The 23,380-nt window shown below is 39.4% G+C and carries 19 protein-coding genes and 1 pseudogene; 9 read left to right on the top strand and 11 right to left on the bottom strand.

The window, feature by feature from the left end:
• Nucleotides 1-100: 100 nt before the first annotated feature.
• Nucleotides 101-1,597, top strand: a complete 1,497-nt coding sequence (locus AC0JIQ_RS01650; RefSeq protein WP_474202452.1) for a flavin-containing monooxygenase — start codon at nucleotides 101-103, stop codon at nucleotides 1,595-1,597.
• A 48-nt stretch (nucleotides 1,598-1,645) separates the two neighbouring features.
• On the opposite strand, the gene AC0JIQ_RS01655 is transcribed toward AC0JIQ_RS01650, so the two are convergent.
• From AC0JIQ_RS01655 to AC0JIQ_RS01680, 6 genes are all read right to left on the bottom strand, one after another.
• Complete coding sequence (locus tag AC0JIQ_RS01655; RefSeq protein ID WP_474203211.1) at nucleotides 1,646-2,065, bottom strand: hypothetical protein; 420 nt, start codon at nucleotides 2,063-2,065, stop codon at nucleotides 1,646-1,648.
• 138 nt (nucleotides 2,066-2,203) lie between these two features.
• Nucleotides 2,204-2,794, bottom strand: coding sequence for a hypothetical protein (locus tag AC0JIQ_RS01660; RefSeq protein WP_192413901.1), 591 nt, complete (start codon nucleotides 2,792-2,794; stop codon nucleotides 2,204-2,206).
• On the bottom strand, nucleotides 2,787-3,506 hold the full coding sequence (locus AC0JIQ_RS01665) for a nucleotidyl cyclase domain-containing protein (protein ID WP_192413903.1): 720 nt from the start codon (nucleotides 3,504-3,506) through the stop codon (nucleotides 2,787-2,789). Before AC0JIQ_RS01665 ends, AC0JIQ_RS01660 begins: the two co-directional genes overlap by 8 nt.
• A gap of 72 nt (nucleotides 3,507-3,578) precedes the next feature.
• Entirely contained in the window at nucleotides 3,579-5,648 is a 2,070-nt protein-coding gene (gene glyS / locus AC0JIQ_RS01670; RefSeq protein WP_474202453.1) for a glycine--tRNA ligase subunit beta, read from the bottom strand.
• Nucleotides 5,648-6,637, bottom strand: a complete 990-nt coding sequence (gene glyQ, locus AC0JIQ_RS01675) for a glycine--tRNA ligase subunit alpha (protein WP_004660270.1) — start codon at nucleotides 6,635-6,637, stop codon at nucleotides 5,648-5,650. The genes glyS and glyQ overlap by 1 nt, the downstream gene beginning before the upstream one ends.
• Before the next feature lie 112 nt (nucleotides 6,638-6,749).
• Complete coding sequence (locus AC0JIQ_RS01680; protein ID WP_474202454.1) at nucleotides 6,750-7,160, bottom strand: phosphoesterase; 411 nt, start codon at nucleotides 7,158-7,160, stop codon at nucleotides 6,750-6,752.
• A 183-nt stretch (nucleotides 7,161-7,343) separates the two neighbouring features.
• On the opposite strand from AC0JIQ_RS01680, the gene AC0JIQ_RS01685 reads away from it, so the two are divergent.
• From AC0JIQ_RS01685 to AC0JIQ_RS01700, 4 genes and pseudogenes are all read left to right on the top strand, one after another.
• Nucleotides 7,344-8,606: a putative DNA modification/repair radical SAM protein gene (locus AC0JIQ_RS01685; RefSeq protein ID WP_474202455.1), complete on the top strand. Its 1,263-nt coding sequence runs from the start codon at nucleotides 7,344-7,346 to the stop codon at nucleotides 8,604-8,606.
• Nucleotides 8,607-8,608: 2 nt separating this feature from the next.
• A complete protein-coding gene (locus tag AC0JIQ_RS01690) occupies nucleotides 8,609-9,403 on the top strand; it encodes a TIGR03915 family putative DNA repair protein (protein ID WP_474202456.1) in 795 nt (264 codons plus the stop codon).
• A gap of 53 nt (nucleotides 9,404-9,456) precedes the next feature.
• Nucleotides 9,457-9,875: pseudogene (locus AC0JIQ_RS01695) on the top strand (lysozyme inhibitor LprI family protein).
• A 111-nt stretch (nucleotides 9,876-9,986) separates the two neighbouring features.
• On the top strand, nucleotides 9,987-11,099 hold the full coding sequence (locus tag AC0JIQ_RS01700) for an HPP family protein (RefSeq protein ID WP_474202457.1): 1,113 nt from the start codon (nucleotides 9,987-9,989) through the stop codon (nucleotides 11,097-11,099).
• Between the two features lie 60 nt (nucleotides 11,100-11,159).
• On the opposite strand, the gene AC0JIQ_RS01705 is transcribed toward AC0JIQ_RS01700, so the two are convergent.
• Nucleotides 11,160-11,429 (bottom strand): PspC domain-containing protein, encoded by a 270-nt coding sequence (locus AC0JIQ_RS01705; RefSeq protein WP_004660281.1) that lies wholly within the window; start codon nucleotides 11,427-11,429, stop codon nucleotides 11,160-11,162.
• 346 nt (nucleotides 11,430-11,775) lie between these two features.
• Here AC0JIQ_RS01705 and AC0JIQ_RS01710 point away from each other — a divergent pair, with 346 nt between their 5' ends.
• Entirely contained in the window at nucleotides 11,776-12,447 is a 672-nt protein-coding gene (locus AC0JIQ_RS01710) for a hypothetical protein (RefSeq protein ID WP_474202458.1), read from the top strand.
• A 57-nt stretch (nucleotides 12,448-12,504) separates the two neighbouring features.
• On the opposite strand, the gene AC0JIQ_RS01715 is transcribed toward AC0JIQ_RS01710, so the two are convergent.
• The gene (locus tag AC0JIQ_RS01715) at nucleotides 12,505-14,328 is read right to left on the bottom strand and encodes an acyl-CoA dehydrogenase C-terminal domain-containing protein (protein ID WP_474202459.1); all 1,824 of its coding nucleotides are present in this window, start codon (nucleotides 14,326-14,328) and stop codon (nucleotides 12,505-12,507) included.
• Between the two features lie 239 nt (nucleotides 14,329-14,567).
• Here AC0JIQ_RS01715 and AC0JIQ_RS01720 point away from each other — a divergent pair, with 239 nt between their 5' ends.
• Nucleotides 14,568-16,895, top strand: coding sequence for a hypothetical protein (locus AC0JIQ_RS01720; protein WP_474202460.1), 2,328 nt, complete (start codon nucleotides 14,568-14,570; stop codon nucleotides 16,893-16,895).
• 68 nt (nucleotides 16,896-16,963) lie between these two features.
• Here the strand turns inward: AC0JIQ_RS01720 and aroE are convergent, their stop codons facing one another.
• Both aroE and hemF read right to left on the bottom strand, forming a co-directional pair.
• Entirely contained in the window at nucleotides 16,964-17,752 is a 789-nt protein-coding gene (gene aroE / locus AC0JIQ_RS01725) for a shikimate dehydrogenase (protein WP_474202461.1), read from the bottom strand.
• A 133-nt stretch (nucleotides 17,753-17,885) separates the two neighbouring features.
• Complete coding sequence (gene hemF / locus AC0JIQ_RS01730; protein WP_474202462.1) at nucleotides 17,886-18,827, bottom strand: oxygen-dependent coproporphyrinogen oxidase; 942 nt, start codon at nucleotides 18,825-18,827, stop codon at nucleotides 17,886-17,888.
• Nucleotides 18,828-19,060: 233 nt separating this feature from the next.
• Here hemF and hemN point away from each other — a divergent pair, with 233 nt between their 5' ends.
• Nucleotides 19,061-20,431, top strand: a complete 1,371-nt coding sequence (gene hemN, locus AC0JIQ_RS01735) for an oxygen-independent coproporphyrinogen III oxidase (protein WP_474202463.1) — start codon at nucleotides 19,061-19,063, stop codon at nucleotides 20,429-20,431.
• Nucleotides 20,432-20,482: 51 nt separating this feature from the next.
• On the opposite strand, the gene ribA is transcribed toward hemN, so the two are convergent.
• On the bottom strand, nucleotides 20,483-21,085 hold the full coding sequence (ribA, locus tag AC0JIQ_RS01740; RefSeq protein WP_004660293.1) for a GTP cyclohydrolase II: 603 nt from the start codon (nucleotides 21,083-21,085) through the stop codon (nucleotides 20,483-20,485).
• Nucleotides 21,086-21,390: 305 nt separating this feature from the next.
• Between ribA and dxs the strand changes: the two genes are divergently transcribed.
• The gene (gene dxs / locus AC0JIQ_RS01745; RefSeq protein ID WP_474202464.1) at nucleotides 21,391-23,286 is read left to right on the top strand and encodes a 1-deoxy-D-xylulose-5-phosphate synthase; all 1,896 of its coding nucleotides are present in this window, start codon (nucleotides 21,391-21,393) and stop codon (nucleotides 23,284-23,286) included.
• The last annotated feature ends 94 nt before the right edge of the window (nucleotides 23,287-23,380 follow it).

Here is a 23,380-nt window from a genome sequence, read left to right on the forward strand (position 1 = left end):
TGTGTCAAAAATGACCTAATAAAAGGCCTATCTTGATAATGACCCTCTCGGTTGTTTATGCGATGTTGTTCACGGAATTAAAATAAGGAAATACGTGGTTATGGGTACGAAATCGAAGACTGTGCCATTTTATCGAGTGATTGTGATCGGTGGTGGTTTTGCGGGTTTAGGTGCTGCGATTAAACTCAAAGAAGCGGGTATCCATGATTTTATCTTGCTCGAAAAAGCCAATGAACTCGGTGGTGTATGGCGTGAAAATACCTATCCGGGATGTGCCTGTGATGTGCCATCGGCATTGTATTCATATTCTTTTGAACCGAATCCTACATGGAGTCGGGTATTCGCGGGACAAGCGGAAATCAAACAATATCTGCAAAATACGGCGCATAAATACCAAGTTTTACCGCATGTGCATTTCAATCATGAAGCCTTAGCTGCAACGTGGTCGGATGTTAAACAGTGTTGGATTATTAAAACTAATCAAGGTGAATTACATTCACAATTTGCGATCATGGCATGTGGGCCAATGCATGAACCTGTGATCCCGCATGTAAAAGGTCTCAAAGATTTTGAAGGTGAGATTTTCCATTCATCTCGTTGGCGACATGATGTGGATTTAACAGATAAACGTGTTGCAGTAATCGGTACAGGCGCATCTGCAATTCAGTTTGTGCCGCAGATCCAGCCGTTGGTCAAAGAACTTAATGTATTTCAACGTACACCGCATTGGGTATTACCAAAATCTGATATGCCATTGCCAAGTGCCATTCAAACTTTATTTAAATATGTTCCCGTGACTCAGTCGGTGATGCGTGGTTCAGTCTATGGCATCTTTGAAACCTTAAATGGTGGATTGCAAAGCAATGCTGCGATGCGACAAGTTCAGCGTATTGCTGAATTTCATATTAAACAGGGCATCAAAGACCCTGAGTTACGCACTAAAGTGACGCCAAATTATGTGATCGGCTGTAAACGCATTCTGCAATCTAATGAATGGTATCCAGCCTTAGCTCAAGACAATGTCAATGTAGTTGCAGGGGCGTTAAGCGAAGTCAAAGGCAAGCAGTTAATTGCCAGTGATGGTTCAAGCTTTGAGGCTGATGTGATCATTCTTGGGACGGGTTTTGAGGTGGCTGAACCGCCAATTGCTCAGCGTGTCTATAATCGTTATGGACAAAGCATGTCTGATGTATGGCAGGGCAGTCCAGAAGGTTATATGGGAACCATGGTGGCAGATTGCCCGAATGGCTTTTTGATGTTTGGACCGAATATCGCAGTGAGTTCTTCGGCATTTATCATCATTGAAGCACAGCTCACTTATATTATGGATGCGTTAAAACAAGCGATTCAAAAAAATATCAAAACCATAGAACCTGATCCTGTGCGTATGGCTGAGTTTAATCAACGCGTACAAGAGGCTTTACAAACCACGGTTTGGAACAAGGGTGGTTGTCAGAGTTATTTCATTGATCGGAACGGGCGCAATAGTACGGTATGGCCGTGGACGACGTTTAAGATGCGCCAGCAACTCAGCCGTTTTAATTTAAATGAATATCTGATTGATCGTCAGGTTAAGCTCGAAACTGAAACAGCTTAAATCTCTATCATTAAAAAAACCTCTAACTTTTGATTAGAGGTTTTTTATTTAGTTCGATGATGGCTGACTAAGTTCAGCACGCTCAATAGGAACATTTCCATCATTGGTACCAACCACCGCATCTTTGGTGTCTTGCCATTTTTTAGCAGTGTATTGTTTGGCTTTTTGTGTTTGTTCCTGAACGATTTCAGATTGTTCAGCGGTATATTCTTTGGTGTTTTTCCATCTCTCACTCATTTTTTGTGAGGTGTTTTCAGATGCGCCTTGAATTGAATCACCTAAGTTTTGTAGCCCTTTACCTGTTTTATACAGCAATACTCGACCGAGGCTAGGGTTATCACCATAAGGAAGTGTTTTTTCAGCCGTTGCAGCATTTGCATTCGCTGTGGTTGTATTTGTTTCGGCTGCCCAGAGAGAAGACGATGCGATCAGTGCAGTCGCTAAATATAGTGCAGGTACTTTTTTCATCATCTTTTATCCTTTTGGCGATATTGTTGCAATTCAAGTTTTATAGCTTATCGTCAAGTTCAAGAAAAGAATGTAGCTGATGTGAAATTGATACACGGAAAATACAGGTCACTACAGAAAACTCTATATTGGATTAAATTATTTAACCTTAGATATATTAGTAGTTTTTTGGACTTCTACTTTTTTTGTATCTGGTGCGAACAGGAAAGATATTGAACCTATCACAATTAAGCATGCTATTAGCCCTACAGCAAATTTTAACCGAAAAATTTTCAGATCGCGGATGTAAATTAGCTTAAGGTGTTCAAATGCAAGCTCTTTTGTAAATGGGAAATTTGGGTCATCTAATTCATTGGAATAATTAGTAACTGTCTGTTGGGTGCGAATATCAGTACGAAAGAAACCATTAATCAAATTAAATTTGAAAGTTCCACCCCCATAATATGTACCTTTCTGAGCATAGCCATCATTTATATGTTTACTTGGATTATCAATTGCTGAAAGAGCTGCTAATAAGATTAAAACAGCAATGAGCCAAATTGCAAAGATAAGCCAAGCTAATCCTTGTTGCCACCATAGACCATTAGAGTTTAAAAACTCATAAATTGTTCTAATCTGAGGGAAAGGAACAATACAACCTGCAAGTAAAGCTCCAATTTTGAAATCTATAGCACGAATATTTTGTTGAGTATCTTGAATAGCAGATTGCAAAAATGTAGATTTATCCATTTTTTTCTACCCATTCGTTCATTTTAACATTAACGTAATCTCCCTCGTAACAATCAAGGTTATAGCATTTAGTTAGTAGGCTTTGGTTGTGTTTATCTAGGTTATTATAAAAAACATTTGAAACTAGACTACGAGATCTACCATTTTTATTTGCTTTAGAGCATAAATCAGCAGTTTCATTGACGAGAGTTCCTATCCAAGTCACTTCATTAATACCACTGCCGCTATAGCCTGCTTTTATCATTAATGTTTCACTGTAATGAATACCTGTACCAGCTTTTATTGGTGTATATTTTTTCTTCTTTAGTTTTACATTTAATGTATCAATTAAAGAATTTACTTTTGCTGATATATTAAATACAGAATTAATATCACTTCTAAGAGGGGTATTATAAATAGCCCAAACACAATCGCCCTCAATATAAAGTTCTCTAACTTTTTCAAAACTATTTAGGAGAGCAACTAGCTCAGAAATATATGATCTGTAAACCTTCGCCAGAACGGGTCTGCGATGGTTATTTGCATATTCTTTTGACCCTCTCATATCAACAAAAATAGCTGAACCATAAACATAATAACCATTAGTAAAAGTTAAACTATCTCTACTAGGAATTTCTTTTTTATCTAAGTAATTATTATCGGAAGAATTTAATATTTCATCCATTCTTTCACGACTTTTCTCAAAATCATATTCTTTATAGTTTGATTGCATTTTTAGCCATTAATAAGAAACCCCGCTAAATATATAGCGGGGTTTATTTAAAAGATCAAGTGTTCTAAAGGCTTAACCCTGCAAGACACTTACATCTGCAATTGCTGTGAATAAATCACGCAATTGAGCCAATAAACGTAAACGGTTTGCTTTCAACTCTGCATCATCTGCCATAACCATCACGCCTTCAAAGAAAGCATCAATTGGCGCACGAAGTGCTGCAAGCTTAGACAACGCTTCTGTGTAGTTACGCGCAGCAAGTAAAGGTTGAACCACAGGCGTGAGGGCAGACAATTCTGCATAAAGTGCTTTTTCAGCAGCTTCAACCAGATTGGCTTCAACCACAGCACCTTCAGGTGTCGCTTCTTTAGCAAGAATATTGGCAACACGTTTATTTGCCGCAGCCAATGCAGCCGCTTCTGGTAAGGTACGGAAATGATTGACCGCAGTCACACGCTTGTCAAAATCTAGTGGAGATTTTGGTGCAAGTGCTTGTACCGCTTGAATTACATCAACCGCTACGCCTTGGTCTTCATATTTGGCACGGTAACGACCTTCAAGGAATGCAACTGCATCCGTACGGGTTTTATCGTGATCTTTAACAACGTCGCCATAGCCTTGCAAGGCAAAGTTCACCAATTCTTCAATGGTTACATCAAGTTCATTTTCGATGATTAAACGCAAGATACCGATTGCAGAACGACGTAATGCAAATGGATCTTTAGAACCTGTTGGTGCTTGACCGATACCAAAAATACCAACCAATGTATCTAAACGATCTGCAAGCGCAATCGTTGTACCTGTTTTAGTTTGTGGTAATACATCACCCGCAAATTTAGGTAAATACTGTTCACCTAAAGCTTCGGCAACTTCGTTATTTTCACCTTCAAGGCGCGCATAGTACGTGCCTGCAATCCCTTGAAGTTCTGGGAATTCACCCACAAGTTCAGAGGTTAAGTCACATTTCGCAAGTAACGCAGCTTTCTCAGCATCAGCAACATTTGCCCCCGTAATTGGAGACAATGCTACAGCTAATTTAGCAATACGTTCTGATTTATCCCAAAGCGTACCCAATTGCGCTTGGAATACCATGTTAGCTAATTTTTCTTTACGAGACGCAAGTGGTTGCTTTTGGTCTTGTAAGAAGAAGAATTCCGCATCAGACAAACGTGGACGCACAACTTTCTCATTCCCTTCAATAATTTGAATCGGATCTTTCGACTCAATATTTGAAATGGTAATGAAGTAAGGCTGTAATTTACCTTCTGCATTGATTAAACAGAAATACTTCTGGTTATCCTGCATGGTGGTAATCAAAGCTTCTTGAGGAACAGCTAAATAACGCTCTTCAAAAGTTGCACGTAAAGCAACAGGCCATTCAACCAGACTTGTTACTTCATCAAGCAAGTCTGCTGGCACAATTGCAGTCGCATTGACTTCATCTGCCAATGTTTTGACTTGTGCTTGAATGGTCGCTTGACGCTTTTCGAAATTCGCAACCACGTACGCTTTTTCTAAAGTTGCCAAGTAGTCATTTGCATGCGTCAAAGTCACGGCTTCAGGTGCATGGAAACGATGACCATAAGTCACATTACCTGCTTTATGATCTTGAATGGTTGCTTCAACCACTTGATCATCTTTCAGCAATACCACCCATTTTACTGGACGCACGAATTCAGTACGGCTTGCTGCTGAACGCATACGTTTTGCGATTGGCAAGTTATCCAATGCAGTTTGTAAAATTTGTGGCAGTAAAGCATCAAGGCTTTGGCCTTTGACATCTTTCAAGAAGCAAACTTTTTCAACTTTACCTGCTTGGAACGTCGAAAGTTGGTCAACCGTGATGCCTTGACCACGCATAAAGCCTTCAAGTGCTTTAGTTGCTTTACCTTCAGCATCATAAGCCGCTTGTACAGCAGGGCCATCAAAACGTTTTTGCGTGTCCGCTTGAGCAGCATCGATATCAACAATTTTCAATGCTAAACGACGTGGAGCAGCATAGGCTTCGATAGCACCGAAGTTTAAGCCCGCATCTTTTAGGCCTTTTTCCGTTTCTGCTTTAAGTGCATCACGCAAAGTTTTTAAGCTTTTTGGTGGAAGTTCTTCACAGCCAAGTTCGAATAAAACTGTATGCTTAGTCATTATTTATTCTCCTTCGCTTTTTCAGCTTGGGCTGCTTCTGCTTCAACTTGTGCTTTAAGTTGAGCCAATACTTCATCACGCAAATGTGGTTCTGCCATTGGGAAACCGAGTTTCGCACGTGCAGCCACATAACTTTGTGCAATTGAACGCGCCAAAGTACGAACACGTAAAATATAACGTTGACGTTCAGTCACTGAAATCGCACCACGTGCATCCAACAAGTTAAAGCAATGTGATGCTTTGATCACTTGTTCGTAAGCAGGAAGCGGTAGTTCAGCCTCGATTAAACGAGACGCTTCAGCTTCATAGAAGTCGAACAATTCAAACATTTTATCGACTGGCGCGTATTCGAAGTTATAGGTTGATTGCTCAACTTCGTTTTGATGGAATACATCACCGTAAGTCACTGTACCGAACTGACCTTTGGTCCAAACCAAATCGTAAACTGAGTCTACACCTTGCAGGTACATCGCCAGACGTTCTAAACCGTAAGTAATTTCGCCAGTCACAGGGTAACATTCAACACCACCGACTTGCTGGAAGTAAGTGAACTGAGTCACTTCCATACCATTGAGCCAAACTTCCCAACCTAAGCCCCAAGCGCCAAGCGTTGGAGATTCCCAGTTGTCTTCTACGAAACGAATATCGTGAGTCAGTGTATCAATCCCGATCGCTTTTAACGAATCAAGGTAAAGTTGTTGGATATTGTCTGGATTCGGCTTAAGTACCACTTGGAACTGATAGTAGTGTTGTAAGCGGTTTGGGTTCTCTCCATAACGACCGTCTTTCGGACGACGAGAAGGTTGAACATAAGCCGCATTCCAAGTTTCTGGGCCTAATGCGCGTAAAAAGGTTGCAGTGTGGAAAGTACCTGCACCCATTTCCATATCATATGGTTGTAATACGACGCAGCCTTGCTCCGCCCAATAGTTTTGTAGGGCAAGAATTAAGCCCTGAAATGTATCAATATGCGATATAGCACGACTCATGGTGCATCCACTGGAATCAAACAAAAATTGTGGTTAAGTATAAGGATTTTCGGGTGCAGTGCAAAGGATTCAAACACTTCGGCAGCAAGTTCTGACTAGAAATAAAAAAATGTTATTTTATTCCACATTCATTTCTACTTTTGGCTGATAGTAAACTTTTGATATAGCCTATTTCTTGATTTGTTTTCATCTGTTTGATGTATTGATCTAACTGTTGGTCAGCAGGCGAACTTTGATTGGTATCAATAGATGGGATTTTCGGCGTATTGTCATCCACTAAAAATACTTTACCCTCGGTAAAACCCCAACTTTTATTGATTTCGCTTCCATCCTCAAGGACAGCAGATGTTTTTAAAAAACAAGTATTATCATATTTAATTAAAGCAAACTCTTTTATAAAATAGGGACTTGTAATTGATTTCAGGTTTTTTACTTCAATGAATTCAGGCTCATTCTGTGGGCTACATGCTGGTAGTGATAATGTTAAAAATAAGAGAGAAAGAAAATATAAAGAATTGTTCATTATAGGACGAGATAGAATTTTCTTGATCATATTATAGATTGATTACATTGTTTTGAGATGAATAATTTAGCTTAAGTCGAAAAATCCTCACGTCACCTCATGACGCATAACATCTTTATCAATCTTAATTTTCAAATCATGAAATGTTAGCTTTGAAATGATGTTGTCACAGAGGTGTTTGATATGTCTGATCGCATTCGTGAAAAATTGCAAATTCTTGCGGACGCAGCCAAATATGACGTGTCCTGTTCATCCAGTGGTAGTGACCGTAAAAATAAAGACAAAGGTTTAGGCGATGCCAGTCGGGCAGGGATTTGTCATAGCTATACCGAAGATGGTCGTTGTGTTTCGCTGCTGAAAATCTTGTTCAGTAATGTCTGTATTTTTGACTGTGCCTATTGTGTGTCACGCCGTTCTAATGATGTGAAACGGGCTGCATTTACCGTGCAGGAAGTGGTTGACCTGACCATTAATTTCTATCGACGCAACTATATTGAAGGGCTATTTCTGAGTTCAGGTATTTTTAAATCCGCAGACTATACGATGGAGCGGATGCTTCAAGTGGTGAAGAAACTGCGTTTGGAAGAAAATTTTAATGGCTATATTCATCTTAAAACTATTCCAGGGGCTTCACCTGAATTGATTCATGAAGCGGGTCTCTACGCCGATCGAATGAGTATTAATCTGGAAATGCCAACCGAGGTCGGTTTAAAAGCCTTTGCACCTGAAAAATCACATCAAGAAGTACAAAAAGATTTGGGACTGGTTCGAGATCGCTTGATTCAACTCAAAGATGAACGTCAAATTATTAAGCATGTACCGAAATATGTACCCGCAGGGCAAACCACACAAATGGTGGTTGGCGCACATCAGGAAACCGATCAAGATGTGTTGGTGATGGCAGATCGACATTACAAAGAATTTAAACTCAAACGGGTGTATTTCTCAGGTTATATTCCAATCAACACGGAAAATAACTATTTACCTGCGGTGGGTTCTGCACCGCCTTTGCTACGCGAAAATCGACTTTATCAGAGCGATTGGTTGATGCGGTTTTATGGGTTTGAAGTCAATGAAATCGTCAACGAAAAACACCCACATTTAGATTTGGATGTAGACCCCAAACTGAGTTGGGCATTGCGTCATCCTGAACAATTTCCAGTGGATTTAAATCGTGCGGATTATCAAATGATTTTGCGCGTACCGGGCATTGGGGTGAAGTCTGCCAAGAAAATCGTACAAGCGCGTCGTTTTGGTAAAGTGCATATTGATTTGCTGAAACAACTCGGTGTGGCGTATTCACGTGCCAATTTTTTTATTCGTTGTGAAGACAGTCCACGTTTTCAAAAGGAACTTTCTACGACTGATATTCGCCAGCAAATCTTGACGCAGGGTTCATCTAAATACGTTAAACAACTGTCACCGCAATTGAGTTTAGGATTTTAAACATGCTCAGTGATGCTGTGGTTTATTACTACTTTGATGGCTCTATGGTCGGTTTACTCAACTGTGTATTTCGTGCTTTTCAATTTAAAGAATTCCATGTTCAACTGTGTTTAAACCAAGGTGCACAGCATGGCTTATTTGCCACGGTGGTTGAAATTCCAAATCATGAGCAACATGCCGAACGTGTGTGGTCTGCGTTACAAAAAAAGCTTTCATCTTCTTCGTTAAAACAATTTTATTTTGCTTATCTATCTGAATCTTTAGATGCCTATCAGCATTTATTTAATTACTGTGTCTATGTTTTTCGGCATCAACATTCAGTCGAAAAAAATTACTCTCATCCCAGTGTTTTAGCGATTTCGCAATGGACGAAAAAGGTCGGGCGCGAAAAGCATCGTATGGAAGCTTTTGTGCGTTTTAAGAAAACCACAGATGGTTTATTTTTAAGTTTAGTTCGACCAGATTTTAATGTATTACCTTTGATACAGCCGCATTTTAAGCGTCGTTATCAAGATCAACGTTGGCTGATTTATGACGAACAACGCAAATATGGTCTGTATTATGATTTGAAGGAGATTCATGAGGTGTCTTTAGAGGCCAATCAGATTGACCGTAATATCGAAAATGGTGCGAGTCAAAATTTCCAATTAGAATTAGATGAACAAGAAGAATTATACGATCAACTTTGGAAAGATTATTTCAATAGTATCAACATTAAAGAACGTCAGAATGTGAAATTGCATGTGCAATATTTACCTAAACGCTATTGGCGTTATCTGAATGAAAAATATGTTTAAGGCATTTTTTGATTATTATTTTAAAAATACCAACATAACAAAAGAGCACATTCATGACTAAATTAGTTTTAAAAACAGCAGTACTGATTATGGCTTGTTTGAGTACTTTAGTATTTGCCAAAACGCAAGATAAAGCGATAGATCCTTATAGCCAATGTGTCGATGACACCATTCAACAGCTAAAACTGGGGAATATCAATAATGCTGTGGTGGGAGATTTGTAGCACCAGAACCAAAACTTTATATGCAAAGCAGATTGTGCAGTTATTGGATCAAATAAAAAAACAGAGTCAGGAATACAAGCAGCCTGAACGTTATCAGGACATTATTAAATCACAACAGCTTTGGAAAAAATTTTGTCGATCAAGAGTGCCGTAATGCCGGTGCTTATATCGGTTCGCCGATGTATGAGTTTTGCCCCATGCAAAAATATGCAGAGCGATTGGAGCAATTAAAGGAGTATTTAAATTGACCTTGATCAGTTTTCGTTATTATTTAAAACTGTAATTTAAATACACCTTCAGTCTGAGTCAGCGTATACTGCTGCAACCAATGAAACAATACTATTCCAGCAAGGTGCATTGTGAGCTTAACCCAATCAGACTGGCTAAATTTCTTAAAACCGAATTACAAAGTATTACCTTTGAAAGAACGTTTACTTTCTGGATTTGGCGCGCTTTGTGGTTTAGCAATATCCTCTTTAATTAGTTGGTATGTATTGGGTGGTATGAATGCATGGTATATCGCCCCGATGGGTGCCTCTTCGGTACTGCTTTTTGCAGTTCCGAATAGTCCTTTAGCGCAACCTTGGAATGTTGTGGTTGGCAACATATTGGCAGGTTTAATTGGTGTGACATGTACACAGTTGTTGCCTGATTTAACCTCTGCTTTTAGTGTCGCAGTTGGGTTAGCTATTTTTATGATGATGACAACCGATTCATTGCATCCTCCAAGCGGCGCAGTTGCAATCACCGCAGTTTTAGGTGGTGATGCTGTACATCGTTTAGGATTCCACTTTATTTTATATCCAGTATTACTCAACTCAATTTTACTTTTGTTGATTGCTGTCTTTTTCAATCGCTTGATTGGGCGTTATTATCCGATTACAGCACATGTCAATGAGCGTTCCAAAGACCCTACGCCAACTCAGAAAGTTTCGATCCAACCTAAAGATATTAAGTATGCTTTAGCACACCACACAGAATTATTAGATATTAGTCAGTATGATTTGGAAAAGATCATTTTAGAGGCACAAGAGCATGCCAATGAACGTTTGAATCACTCATTTGTTTGCCAAGATATTATGAGTCGTGATGTGATTAAGCTACATGAAGATGATGATATTCACCAAGCTTTAGATAAATTCAAAGCGGTAAATTTAATGAGTTTGCCTGTGGTAAATTCAGAGCATAATTTGGTAGGGACACTTGCTTTGTATGAGGTTGTGGAGTGGTTTAAAGGTGCAACAGATCCAAGAAATTCATGGCAACACTATGTCCATCAAATTATGAGTCATCGCGTGGTGACGGTTGATCCGCTACAACCGATTCAAGATCTTATTCCTTATTTTGTAGAAAAATCTTTTAATTATATTCCCGTAGTGGAAAATCAACGTTTGATTGGCATTATTAGTCGTGCGGATATGATCGCTGCGCTTCAACAACAACTCAATCGTCAAAAGCTTCAATCAGAATAAAAAAAGCTACGGTTGTATTAGGGGGAAATTCAACCGTAGCGACCAAAAGAGGTAAAGAAATTAACGTTTTATGCTTTGGTCTTCATAAACGGTTTTTACGGGCTGATTATAGCCTTGTACATAATCAACGCGACTTTGCTGTTGTTTTGGAATTACTAACCACAAAATTAGGTAAACCAAAATACCAGGGAAAGCTGCGCTCATGAGTGAAATCACTACAAAGATCAAGCGTAATAAATTTGCATTCCAACCAAAACGTTCCGCAATACCGCCCATTACACCAGCGATCATGCTTTGTCGGTTTGAGCGATATAAACCAGAATTGGCCATTTAATTTTTCTCCTAAAATATTTGATACAGCAACAGAACGAGGCTTCATTCATGATAAATCGCTGTTAATAATGAGATAGGGACGAACTGGTTTTTTTAAAGTTTAAACAGACGGGAGAATCGTTACGGTGTGTAAAAGGCTGATGGAAAAAACGACAGTATCGCCTAAAATGCACCGACTTAAAGCATACTGCTTTGTTAATTTGCTATTTCATCAAGTTACGTCCGCCATAATTACCCATTTGGGGAATAGACGAATATTCAAATGCTTCCTATATTTTGCAGAACCATGGGGTGTTTTTTGAAAAAAGTGTGACAACGATGTTGATATTAGAGATTTGTGGATATGCAGTTCAGGTTCTTCTTACAGCATGTTAGTGTAGGATTTTTATTGAGTTTGGGCTTGAGTGCTTGTGATAGCTATCATCCGGATTCAATGAAAACATCAAACCAAGCGCAGCCAACTACTGATGAAAGTTCTATTCCTGTTATGTTAGATGCTGAGCAAGCACGAACAAGTGCAAGTGAAGGGATGTCACTGACTGAGGTTGCTGGACAAGCAACAGTTCCTCATGTTGCTTCTAAACATATGACGCAACCGACTCAACAAGATATGCAATATGTTGGGCGCTATCATGCACGTATTCCTTGTACTGATGCATTTGCTGGTTGTATCAAAGATGAAAAAGAAGCGGAATATATCTTAAATTTATTAGAAGATGGTTCAGTCTATTGGACCAATACCAGTTTTGGGCGCTTGGGGTCAGATCCATCGCGCAATATGACCAAAATAGAGCAAACCTGTAAGCAGGTGCAATGGCATGTTCATGAGGCAGGGAAGGAAATTATTGTCCGTTGTGATGCAGCCAATGTAAATTTGTATTATCAAATTAATCAAAATCATGATTTGGTTATGGATCTTGAGCAAATTTGGAATGGTGACCATGGGCGAAATCGTGTTTTTTTTAAAGAATATCCTTTCCCGAAACAAGCTTATGTGTTTAAAAAAGTGAAATAAAGCTTCCATAAAAAAGAGCGCTTGAAGCGCTCTTTTTATTGATCAGTTCTGATTGAATTAGTAATCGAAGCTGAAGTGTTCTGGAGCAAGTGAAGTTAAAGTACGTGAAGTCGTTACCATTGATTCTGCATGACCTTGTGCACGCGGCAATAAACGGTCAAAGTAGAAGTCAGCAACTTTGATTTTTGCTTTATAGAATTCTGGAGTTTCAATGCCGTTACCAGCTTCTAGTTTCTCAGAAGCAATCACTGCTTGTTGAGCCCAGAAATAAGCCATCATTACATAACCAGAGAACATCAAGAAATCATTAGAAGCAGAAGATACGATGTCACGATCTTTACGAGCTGCAAGCATGATGCGAACAGTCAATGTGTTCCATTGAGCGCAAAGCTTCGTTAAGTCCCAAGCGAAACGACGTAAATACTTGTTACGCGCATGCGTAGCACAGAATTTCAAGATTTCAGCAGTATAGTCACGAACAACTTTACCTTTTGAGCTTAAAAGAACTTTACGACCTAATAAGTCAAGTGCTTGGATACCCGTTGTACCTTCATACAATGTTGAGATACGTGCATCACGTGCGATTTGTTCCATGCCCCATTCTTTGATGAAACCATGACCACCGTATACTTGCATACCATGGTTCGCAGCTTCCAAACCTAATTCAGTCAAGAAACCTTTCAAAATCGGCGTATAGAAACCTAGTTTGTCATCAGCAGCTTCATAAGCAGCTTGATCGCCATTGACTAATGCATCTGTCATTTTGTCTGCAAGTTTAGCAGCATGATAGATCATTGCGCGACCGCCTTCTGCAACCGCTTTTTGAGTTAACAACATACGACGAACGTCAGCATGGTGAATAATCGCATCAGCTACACGCTCAGGCTCTTTCTTACCAGAAAGGGCACGCATAGACATACGATCTTTCGCATACGGTAATGCACCTTGAAAAGAAAGTTCAGCATGTGCAATACCTTGAACCGCTGTACCAATACGAGCAGTATTCATGAACGTAAACATTGCATGTAAGCCTTTGTTTACTTCACCGATTAAGTAACCAGTTGCATTGTCAAAGTTCAACACAGCAGTTGCTGAAGCACGGATACCCATTTTATGTTCGATAGAACCACAAGAAACAGTATTGCGCTCACCTACACCGCCGTCAGCAGTCGGGATGAATTTCGGTACGATGAATAAAGAAATACCACGAGTACCTGCAGGTGCATCTGGAAGACGCGCAAGTACGATATGAATGATATTGTCTGTTAAATCGTGTTCACCTGCAGAGATGAAGATTTTTGTACCAGAGATTTTATAAGTACCATCAGCAGCAGATTCAGCTTTAGTTTTAACTTGACCTAAGTCTGTACCACATTGAGGTTCTGTTAAGCACATTGTGCCAGACCAAGTACCTTCAACCAATTTAGGCATATAGGTATTTTTTTGCTCATCCGTACCGAACTGCATAATGGTATTCATACAACCAGTACTTAAACCTGGGTACATGGTAAATGACCAGTTCGCAGTACCCATCATTTCAGATTTGATGAGGTTCAAAGACATTGGTAAGCCTTGACCACCAAACTCTTCTGGGTAAGAAAGACCTTGCCAACCGCCCATTACGAACTGGTCGTAAGCATCTTTAAAACCTTTCGGTGTAGTGACTTCACCATTGTTGAAAGTACAACCTTCTTCATCACCTGATTGGTTCAGTGGAGAAAGTACGTTTTCGCAGTAATCAGCTGCACCTTCAAGAATCATATCAACGGTTTCAGCATCCGCATTTTGACCACTTGTCAAAGTTTGGTAATGTGCTGGATAATCTAACATTTCGTTCATTAAGAAACGAATATCGCGGAGAGGGGCTTTATAAGCTGGCATAATCTTAATCCTGTATTTGAATCATTTTGGATTATCTGTTTCGATACTTTGATTATTCATAATAGTGATAAAAATACATTGATAAACTCTAGGGAAAAAATTGTCAGAAAAGCTAATTTTCGAAATGAGTTGTGTGTAAGAAAATCATTTTTCTGTTAGAGTCTTCGCATATATTATATGTGAAAAATGATCTATTTTATAGTTGAAAATATAACGATATAAGGGTGTTTGGTAAAGCTATGCGTTTAAAATATTTAACATTATGCTTGTTAGGTCTTAGTCTTTCTGCATGTTCGCAGCATGTCATTAAAACCAATTCAGGTTCTCAGAATTTAGAGCAAAAGGCAATTAATAGTCTTAATGCAATGTATGAATATCCGAGTTACGATTATCGTGGCAAATTTAAAGTTCATGTCGACCTAGATCAAAATAAATCAAACACCTCGTCAGAAAAGGCGACTTTAGATGCAGCACTCAAACAAAAAGTGGATCAATATTTACAAGAGCAAAAGGTTAATTTAAACAGCAAACAAAAGCAGGCACTCTATAATGCCTTGGCACAACAGCCCAAAAGTTCTGGTGGTTCTAAAGCTGATAAATTTGCTCAGATCATGACCAATATATTGAATGATATGCAATTTGAATATGATGGCTCAGTCCACTATCGTCAGAAAATGGGTTCGTTTAATCTGACAGCACGTTATGAAAAACCAACCTTGTTAGTTCAAGCAAAAGTGCCGATGGTTCTAGATTTAAATAATTATAAGTTTTATATCAATTATTTTGCTTTGATGCCGTATTTGGTGAACAAAGAAAATCAAAATAATTTAGCTTATTTGGATTTTTCAAAATATCAGGCAATGTTTAAGCAAGTGGATTACAAAAAATTTGCAGAGTATGTGAAAGCTTCAAGTGCTGTTTATTACCGTTTAGCTGATCAAAATAACATTCAAGCATTGTCTGTGCCCGCTGCTGATCGAAATTTGGGAGTAGTCGAAAAAATTCGCTTAAAAACATCGATTGAAGAATTAATTTTACAAGCGAATTTGTACAGTAAAGTGAATGAAAAATATTTAATGCAAAGCATTTTAAATATTAAAGAACAAAATTTAGAAAAGCTGATTGCTGATGAAACGAATGCTGCAAGCAAAGCCAAGCCTGATGCAGCGGCATCCATATTAGCGAGTAAGGATTCCGCAGATGATGCAAGTGTCGTCAGTCAGCAATTATATCGTTTAGTGAATCAGCACTTTGGTGTTGAAGATGAAGCTGATCCAAAGGTATCCGATGCAGCGCAGCAAGCGATGGATGCTGCTAAAGAAGCAGGGATAGTCGCTGACGATTCAGAATCAGCTGATGCTGCCGCAGATGCAGCTTCTTCCTCAAAAGATGAACAAGGTTTGACAGAGGCCCAATGTACAGCGCTCCAGAATGCTAAACAGGCTGCTTATGGAGATGCACAGTATTGTGAAAGTATTTACGATATTGATGTTTTTAATGCGAAAAAAGCCGAATCAGGTTTTCTATCTTATGTTGAAAAATTACAAAGCGTAGAAAAAGAATTTGCTGTATATGATCAAAATCAATTTATTGATGATCAGGCATTTAAAGCGCTATGGATCAAGCATCAGGCTGAGATTGAAGAAACGTTGCCTCCTCAAGACAAACGTAATCCATTTACCATGGATATTGGCTTAGACGCGCAAGGGCGAGCAGTTAAAATTGATTATGATTTGAATTATGCACTCCCTGAACTGAAGTCTCGTTTTAATCTTAAAGCAGATATGTTGATTTCCAATTATGGTCAAGCAACGCCAATTGATCAGGCTCAATTGAAACGAGCGAAAACATGGGCTGAAGCAAGTAAAGGCTCAATGTTGGAACAAGCAATCGGCAGTTTCTCAGAAAAATTGGGACAGGCAGGTATTCAAGAGCGTTCAGCTGAACCTTATACGTTATCTCTAGAAGATCAACTCAAAGTCATTGCAGAACAGCGATATGATGCAACACACAGTTATGAGCAAACATTTAAAGCGGTATTTATTGCCAAGCTGATAGAAAATAAGGCAGAAATTGCGCAACGTTATACAAGTCAGGAATTGCAGGAAATCGCTGCTGTTTACGCCTATTGGTATGCCACAGATGACATCTATAACCCACAAGGTAAGGCGTTAAAGAGCATTGAAGCATTACAGAAGAAACATCATCTTGAGCAAGATGATCAGTTTGATGACAAGTTAGGGCAAGCTGTTAATCGTCTTGTAAATGATGCGATGCATGGTGATAAAGACCGTCAAGCTTGGAAAAAGCTACAAGCTCAATATAAACAGCCACAGCAGCTATTTGCTCAACAGTATCAAGTTCAATTTGAGCGTGATAATGGAGTTTCAAGTGAGGAAAAACCATTATTGGTACAAACAGCAACGATTTTAGGACAAGTATATGTTGATGCTCGTAAAAATCAGTTGTCCGAAAAGAGTATTAAATCATTAAAGATTGAACACAATGAATTTATTGATTATGAAATCTTTAAAGAAGTGTATTTGAAAATGCTAACGGCAAAATAATAGGTGATTACTTGAAAAGAACCTGCGTAATGCAGGTTCTTTTTTGCTCATTAATATTTATAGATGGGTCATAAGAAATCTTTTAATTCAGGTTTGACCCCATTCCAAATAGAAAAAGCTTCAATCGCTTGACCCACCAACATACCAAAACCATCTGTTGACGGAACTTGACGCTCTTGAGCTTGATCCAAAAAGCTCGAAGGTTTGCCATAAGCCATTTCATAAGCATGGTGAAAAACCAAGCATTCAGGAAGCTGTAAAGTATCACCAGTTAAGCTGGCAGAAGTGGCATTGATGACAAAATCAAATTCACCAGCGAGTTGTTCCAAGCTGAGTGCTGAGAGTTGCGCCTGCGGAACGGCATCTTTTAAATCTGAGACCAATTGTTCAGCTCGAGCAAGTGTACGATTGGCAATTACAATCTGCTTTGCACCTGCTTGTACTAAAGGATAAATGACACCACGTGTCGCACCACCAGCACCTAAGATTAAAATGCGACTATTTTTAAGGTCCCAACCTAAGGCTTGAATGGCGGCGACTAAACCCTGACCATCGGTATTATCTCCAAACAGTTTGCCATCTTGCATCCACAAGGTATTCACAGCTTTGGCAATTTTGGCACGTTCAGTAAGTTGATCACATAAAGCAAATGCCTGCTCTTTAAAAGGCACAGTTACATTCATTCCAATGCCATCATGAGCAAAAAAATCTTTTGTTGTACTTTCAAAACCATCTAAGGGCGCAAGAATTTTTTTATAGTCTAAATTGACCCCCGTTTTTGCTGCAAATGCATGATGGAGTTCTGGTGATCGAGATTGTTCAATCGGATTCCCAATGACAGCAAATTGTTTGGTCATACTTTTATCCAAAGTTGAAAGAGAGGACAGAGGCTATTAAACATATTTGAATGCTTATGCGGACACAATATACGATAATCTTTAGGTACAAAAAAAGCACCTAAATTCAGGTGCTTTGAATAATTACGGTCAATTATTTATTTAAACTCAACCAATCTCTAGGTTTTAGATAATAATCGGTTAAACGTTTCTCTATTGAATCAGCATCCCATTCAGGGCGATAAGACCAACCCGCGAGATTAGGCAAGCTAACTAAAATCGACTCAATACGACCACCCGTTTGCAGGCCAAACAAGGTACCTCGATCGTATACTAAGTTGTATTCAACATAGCGACCACGACGATACAATTGGAATTCACGTTGAGCTTCGGTATAAGGCTGTTCACGATGCTTTTCAAAAATAGGCAAGATTGCTTCTAAGTAACCATTACCAACGGCTTGAATATATTTAAAACAAGTCTCGAAGTCCCATTGGTTCAAATCGTCAAAGAATAAACCGCCAACACCACGTTGTTCGTCACGATGTTTTAAGTAGAAATAATCATCACACCATTGTTTATGTTCAGCATAAATATGTTCGCCAAATGGTTGGCATAAATCATAAGCGGTTTGATGCCAGTTTTGAATATCTTGATCATCTGGATAGAAAGGTGTGAGATCAAAGCCACCGCCAAACCACCAAACAGGGGCTTGACCCTCAGGTTCAGCAACAAATAAACGTACATTGGCATGTGAAGTTGGGATATTGGGATTTTTAGGATGAATCACTAAAGAAACACCCAAAGCTTGTGCTTTTGCACCAGCGATTTGAGGATGGCGTTCCGTTGCAGAGGCAGGAAGTTTACTGATGTTGATGTGGGAAAACATCACCCCACCTTTTTCAATCACGTCACCATTTTGCAGAACACGAGAGCGACCACCACCACCTTCGGTTCGTTGCCAATCATCAATGATAAACTCAGCAGTGCCACCGCCTGCACGTTCCTGTTGTTCTAATCCTGCACAAATACGTGCTTGTAAGTCGAGTAAAAACTCGCGAACACGTTGAATATCAGCTGAAGTTGGATGCTGCATTTCAACCTTCTAATCATTAAAAAAAGATGGAAGGATATGTACCATGAAATCATAAAAAAAATAAGCTGATTTTATGATTCAAACTGCAATTAGATAGTTGAACAGCTTAAAGGATCTAATCGATCTAACCATAATTATTCCGACCAAAAGGGTTGGTTGATTTCTTAGGTTAAGCTCAGCAGAATGTATTGATAATGCTTGTTGTTGCAAGCTGAACATCAGATAGGCACGTTATGACTCAAGTTCATTCACTTATTCAAAAATACAATGTTGCAGGACCACGTTACACCAGTTATCCGACTGTTCCGTACTGGCAAGAACAAGATTTTAGTTTGGAAATGTGGAAGCAAACTTTAAAACGGGCATTTGATGAGACAAATACGAGTGAAGGGATTAGTTTATATATCCATTTGCCATTTTGTGAGAGCTTGTGCACTTTTTGTGGTTGTCATAAGCGTGTGACGAAGCGCCATGAAGTAGAACAACCTTATATTCAAGCCGTGTTAAAAGAATGGGAGTTGTACTGCCAGTTGCTTGTCGACAAACCGAGGATTAAAGAAATTCATTTGGGGGGAGGAACTCCGACATTTTTCTCTGTACAACATTTGATCGAGTTGATTAATGGGTTATTGGAAAATGCAGATATATGCGATGAATATGAATTTAGTTTCGAAGGACATCCTAATAATACGACTCGAGAGCATTTACAAGCCCTATATGATCTTGGTTTTCGCCGAGTGAGTTATGGGGTGCAGGACTATAACGAAAAAGTTCAGAAAGCAATTCACCGTATCCAACCATTTGCTCATGTACAACAGGTTACAACGTGGGCACGCGAAATTGGTTATACCTCGATTTCACATGACTTGGTCTTTGGCTTGCCATTTCAGAACTTGACTGATGTGTTACACACGATTGAACAAACGAATAGTCTAAAGCCAGATCGTTTGGCATTTTATAGCTATGCTCATGTACCTTGGATTAAGGGCAATGGACAGCGTGGTTTTAAAGATCAGGACGTACCTAAAGATGAGTTGAAACGCCAGTTATATGAAGAGGGAAAGAAAAAACTTTTAGCACAGGGTTATCATGAAATTGGTATGGATCACTTTGCTTTGGAACATGACAAAATGTATCAAGCTTTCCAACAAGAAAATCTGCATCGTAATTTCATGGGGTATACCTCATCAAAAACGCAAGTCATGATTGGCCTAGGTTTGTCTTCAATTAGTGATAGTTGGTACAACTTTGCGCAAAATGAAAAAACGCTAGAAGATTATTATGCACGTTTAGAACAGAATGAGATTCCTGTATATCGTGGACATCTTTTAACAGAAGAGGATTTAGTCATTCGCCAACATATACTCAATTTAATGTGTTGCTTTAGTACTTCATGGCAGAATGAAGCATTGTATTTTCCAGAGTTACCTGAAGTATTAGCACAACTAGAGGAAATGCAGAATGACGGTTTGTTAAAGATGACATCAAAGGATATTCAAGTAACCGAACAAGGCAAAGCATTCGTAAGAAATATTTGCATGGCATTTGATTTACATCTTCGCCGCAAAGTACCCAATAACCGTATTTTTTCTATGACGATATAAAATAATTGCTTATTTTCGAATTATCATGAGCTTGATTGAATCAAGGATGACTTAGAAGTCATCCTTCTGGTAAAGATGATCCATACGCTCACGTTTGGTCTTTAAATATTGTTCATTAAATGGGTTACGACCTACTGTTAACGGTACACGCTCAACCACATTGATGTCTAAATCAGTTAAGGCTTTAAGTTTTAAGGGGTTATTCGTAATTAACTTAACTTCTTTAATTTGTAGATGATCTAGCATAATGCTACACATGTCATAGCGACGTGCATCCGCAGGAAGATTTAATAACAGGTTTGCATCAACAGTGTCATGCCCTTGATCTTGTAAAGCATAGGCGCGGATTTTATTCGTTAAACCAATCCCACGACCTTCTTGGCGTAGATACAAAATCACGCCTTGACCTGCTTCATTAATCAAACGTTGGGTCGCTTGTAATTGAGGACCGCAGTCACACTTTAATGAAGCGAAAGCATCACCTGTTAAGCATTCTGAATGAATACGGACTAAAACAGGTCCTGTTGGGGGAGTTTCTAAACCTTTAGAAAGCGCCACATGTTCTTCGCCCGTTTGAGGGTCTTGAAACACAGAAATATTGAAGTCACCAAAAGCAGTTGGTAGCTTTGATGTTGCAATAAATTCAATCGGCACAGAGAGCTCGCTATGTTAGTAAAAACTGTCAAAGTATAGCTTAATGTGTGAAGATTGAGTGAATTGGAATTTCTGATTTTTCACATAAGTTTTTCTTTTTCATAGAAAGCACACAATAATGGTTGATAAACAGTGACATAATTCAGGATAATCTGTAAGTCAGTTGTTTAAGATTGGCTTGAGAATGTTCAGCACTACATCATTCGCACATGTGGCTGATTGAAGGTAGATCGTATTTAATTGTATGATTGCCCCCATTTAACCCAGCTTCGGATTTGCCAGGCTTAAAAAGGCTTTGCCACATTATGTTGTATACCGAAATTCCAACTCAACGTCCTGTTACGCCATTGTTAGATGGAATTGATCATCCACAACAATTACGTCAGCTCGAGCAAAGCCAACTCGCACAAGTGGCGGATGAGTTGCGTCAATATATTTTGTATGCGGCAGGGCAAAGCGGTGGCCACTTTGGCGCAAATCTTGGTGTAATCGAATTAACGGTTGCACTGCATTATTGTTTTAATACGCCGCAAGACCGTTTGGTTTGGGATGTGGGTCATCAAGCATATCCACATAAAGTACTGACGGGGCGTCGTGAGCGAATTACTACGATTCGTAGTAAAGATGGTTTAGCCGCTTTCCCTGCGCGTGAAGAATCTGAATTTGATACCTTTGGCGTAGGGCATTCGTCAACAGCAATTTCTGCGGGTCTAGGAATGTCGCTTGCGCGTCGTTATCAAAAAGATCCGTGTGATGTGGTTGCAATTGTTGGTGATGGTGCAATGACAGCAGGTATGGCATTTGAAGCCATGAATGATGCGGTTGCACATGATGCTGATCTGATCGTTGTTTTAAATGATAACGATATGTCGATTTCATGTAGTACGGGTGGTTTTGCGAGGCATTTGGCTGCAATTTGGGAAACAGGTCAACTGGTGAATGTCGACGAACATGGTCAAGCCTACGTTCAGCCACATCCGAAGTGGACTTATAACTCACGGTTACATCAGTCTGCAACAGATGCAGCGGATAACTTATTTAAAGCGATCGGTTTTGATTATTTTGGGCCATTTGATGGACATGATGTTGAGCAACTCACACAAGTTTTTCATGCGCTAAAAAAACGTAAAGGCCCTCGTTTAGTTCATATTTATACCAAAAAGGGTAAAGGATTTGCGCCTGCTGAAGCAGACCCGATTACCTATCATGCTATTACTAAAATTGCACCTACAACATCTGCTCCTGCAAAAAAGTCACCGCCTAAATACTCAGACGTGTTTGGACAATGGTTGTGTGATGAAGCAGCGCAAGATGATCGTTTACTCGCAATCACCCCAGCCATGTGTGAAGGTTCAGGGATGGTTCAGTTTGCAAAGCAATACCCTGAACGTTTCTTTGACGTTGCGATTGCTGAACAACATGCAGTGACTTTAGCAGCGGGTATGGCGTGTGAAGGTTTAAAACCTGTTGTAGCAATCTATTCGACCTTTTTACAACGCGGCTATGATCAATTGATCCATGATGTTGCCTTGCAAAATCTAGATGTCACTTTTGGGATTGATCGTGCTGGTTTGGTTGGTGAAGATGGTCCGACCCATGCAGGTGCATATGATTATGCCTATATGCGTACTGTACCTAACATGGTGATCATGGCACCAAAAGATGAAAATGAATGTCGTCAGATGTTGCATACGGCATATCACTATAATGGCCCAACAGCCGTACGTTACCCACGTGGTGTCGGTACAGGTGCTGAAATCCAACAACAGATGACTGCTTTAGAAATTGGTAAAGCTGAAATCGTTGCGCAATTTAATCAGGACGCAGATCAGCAGATCAGTATCCTTGCTTTTGGTAGCCGTGTTGCAGCATCAGTTGAAGCAGCAGAATTATTTGCAAGTAAACATTCGGTTGCTGTACGTGTGGTCAACATGCGGTTTGTAAAACCATTAGATGAGCAGATACTTCGTGACTTAGCTGCTGACACAAAACTTTTTGTGACTGTAGAAGAACATGCGGTTATGGCCGGTGCGGGCAGTGCAGTAAATGAATTTTTAGCACGAGCTAAAATCATTAAGCCAATTTTAAATCTAGGTTTGCCAGATGCATTTTTACATCAAGCAACTCATCAGCAAATGCTCATTGACAGTGGCTTAGATGCCAAAGGTATTTTGCTTTCAATAGAAAAAGCTTGGTTATAGGTCGCTAACGCTTTGTAAATCAGAAAATAATCTTTCGCAAACATTTTTTACCTAAAAGCCCTTATATTTGATAGAATATATGGGCTTTTATGCA

The sequence above is a fragment of the Acinetobacter sp. FB genome (assembly GCF_056033405.1).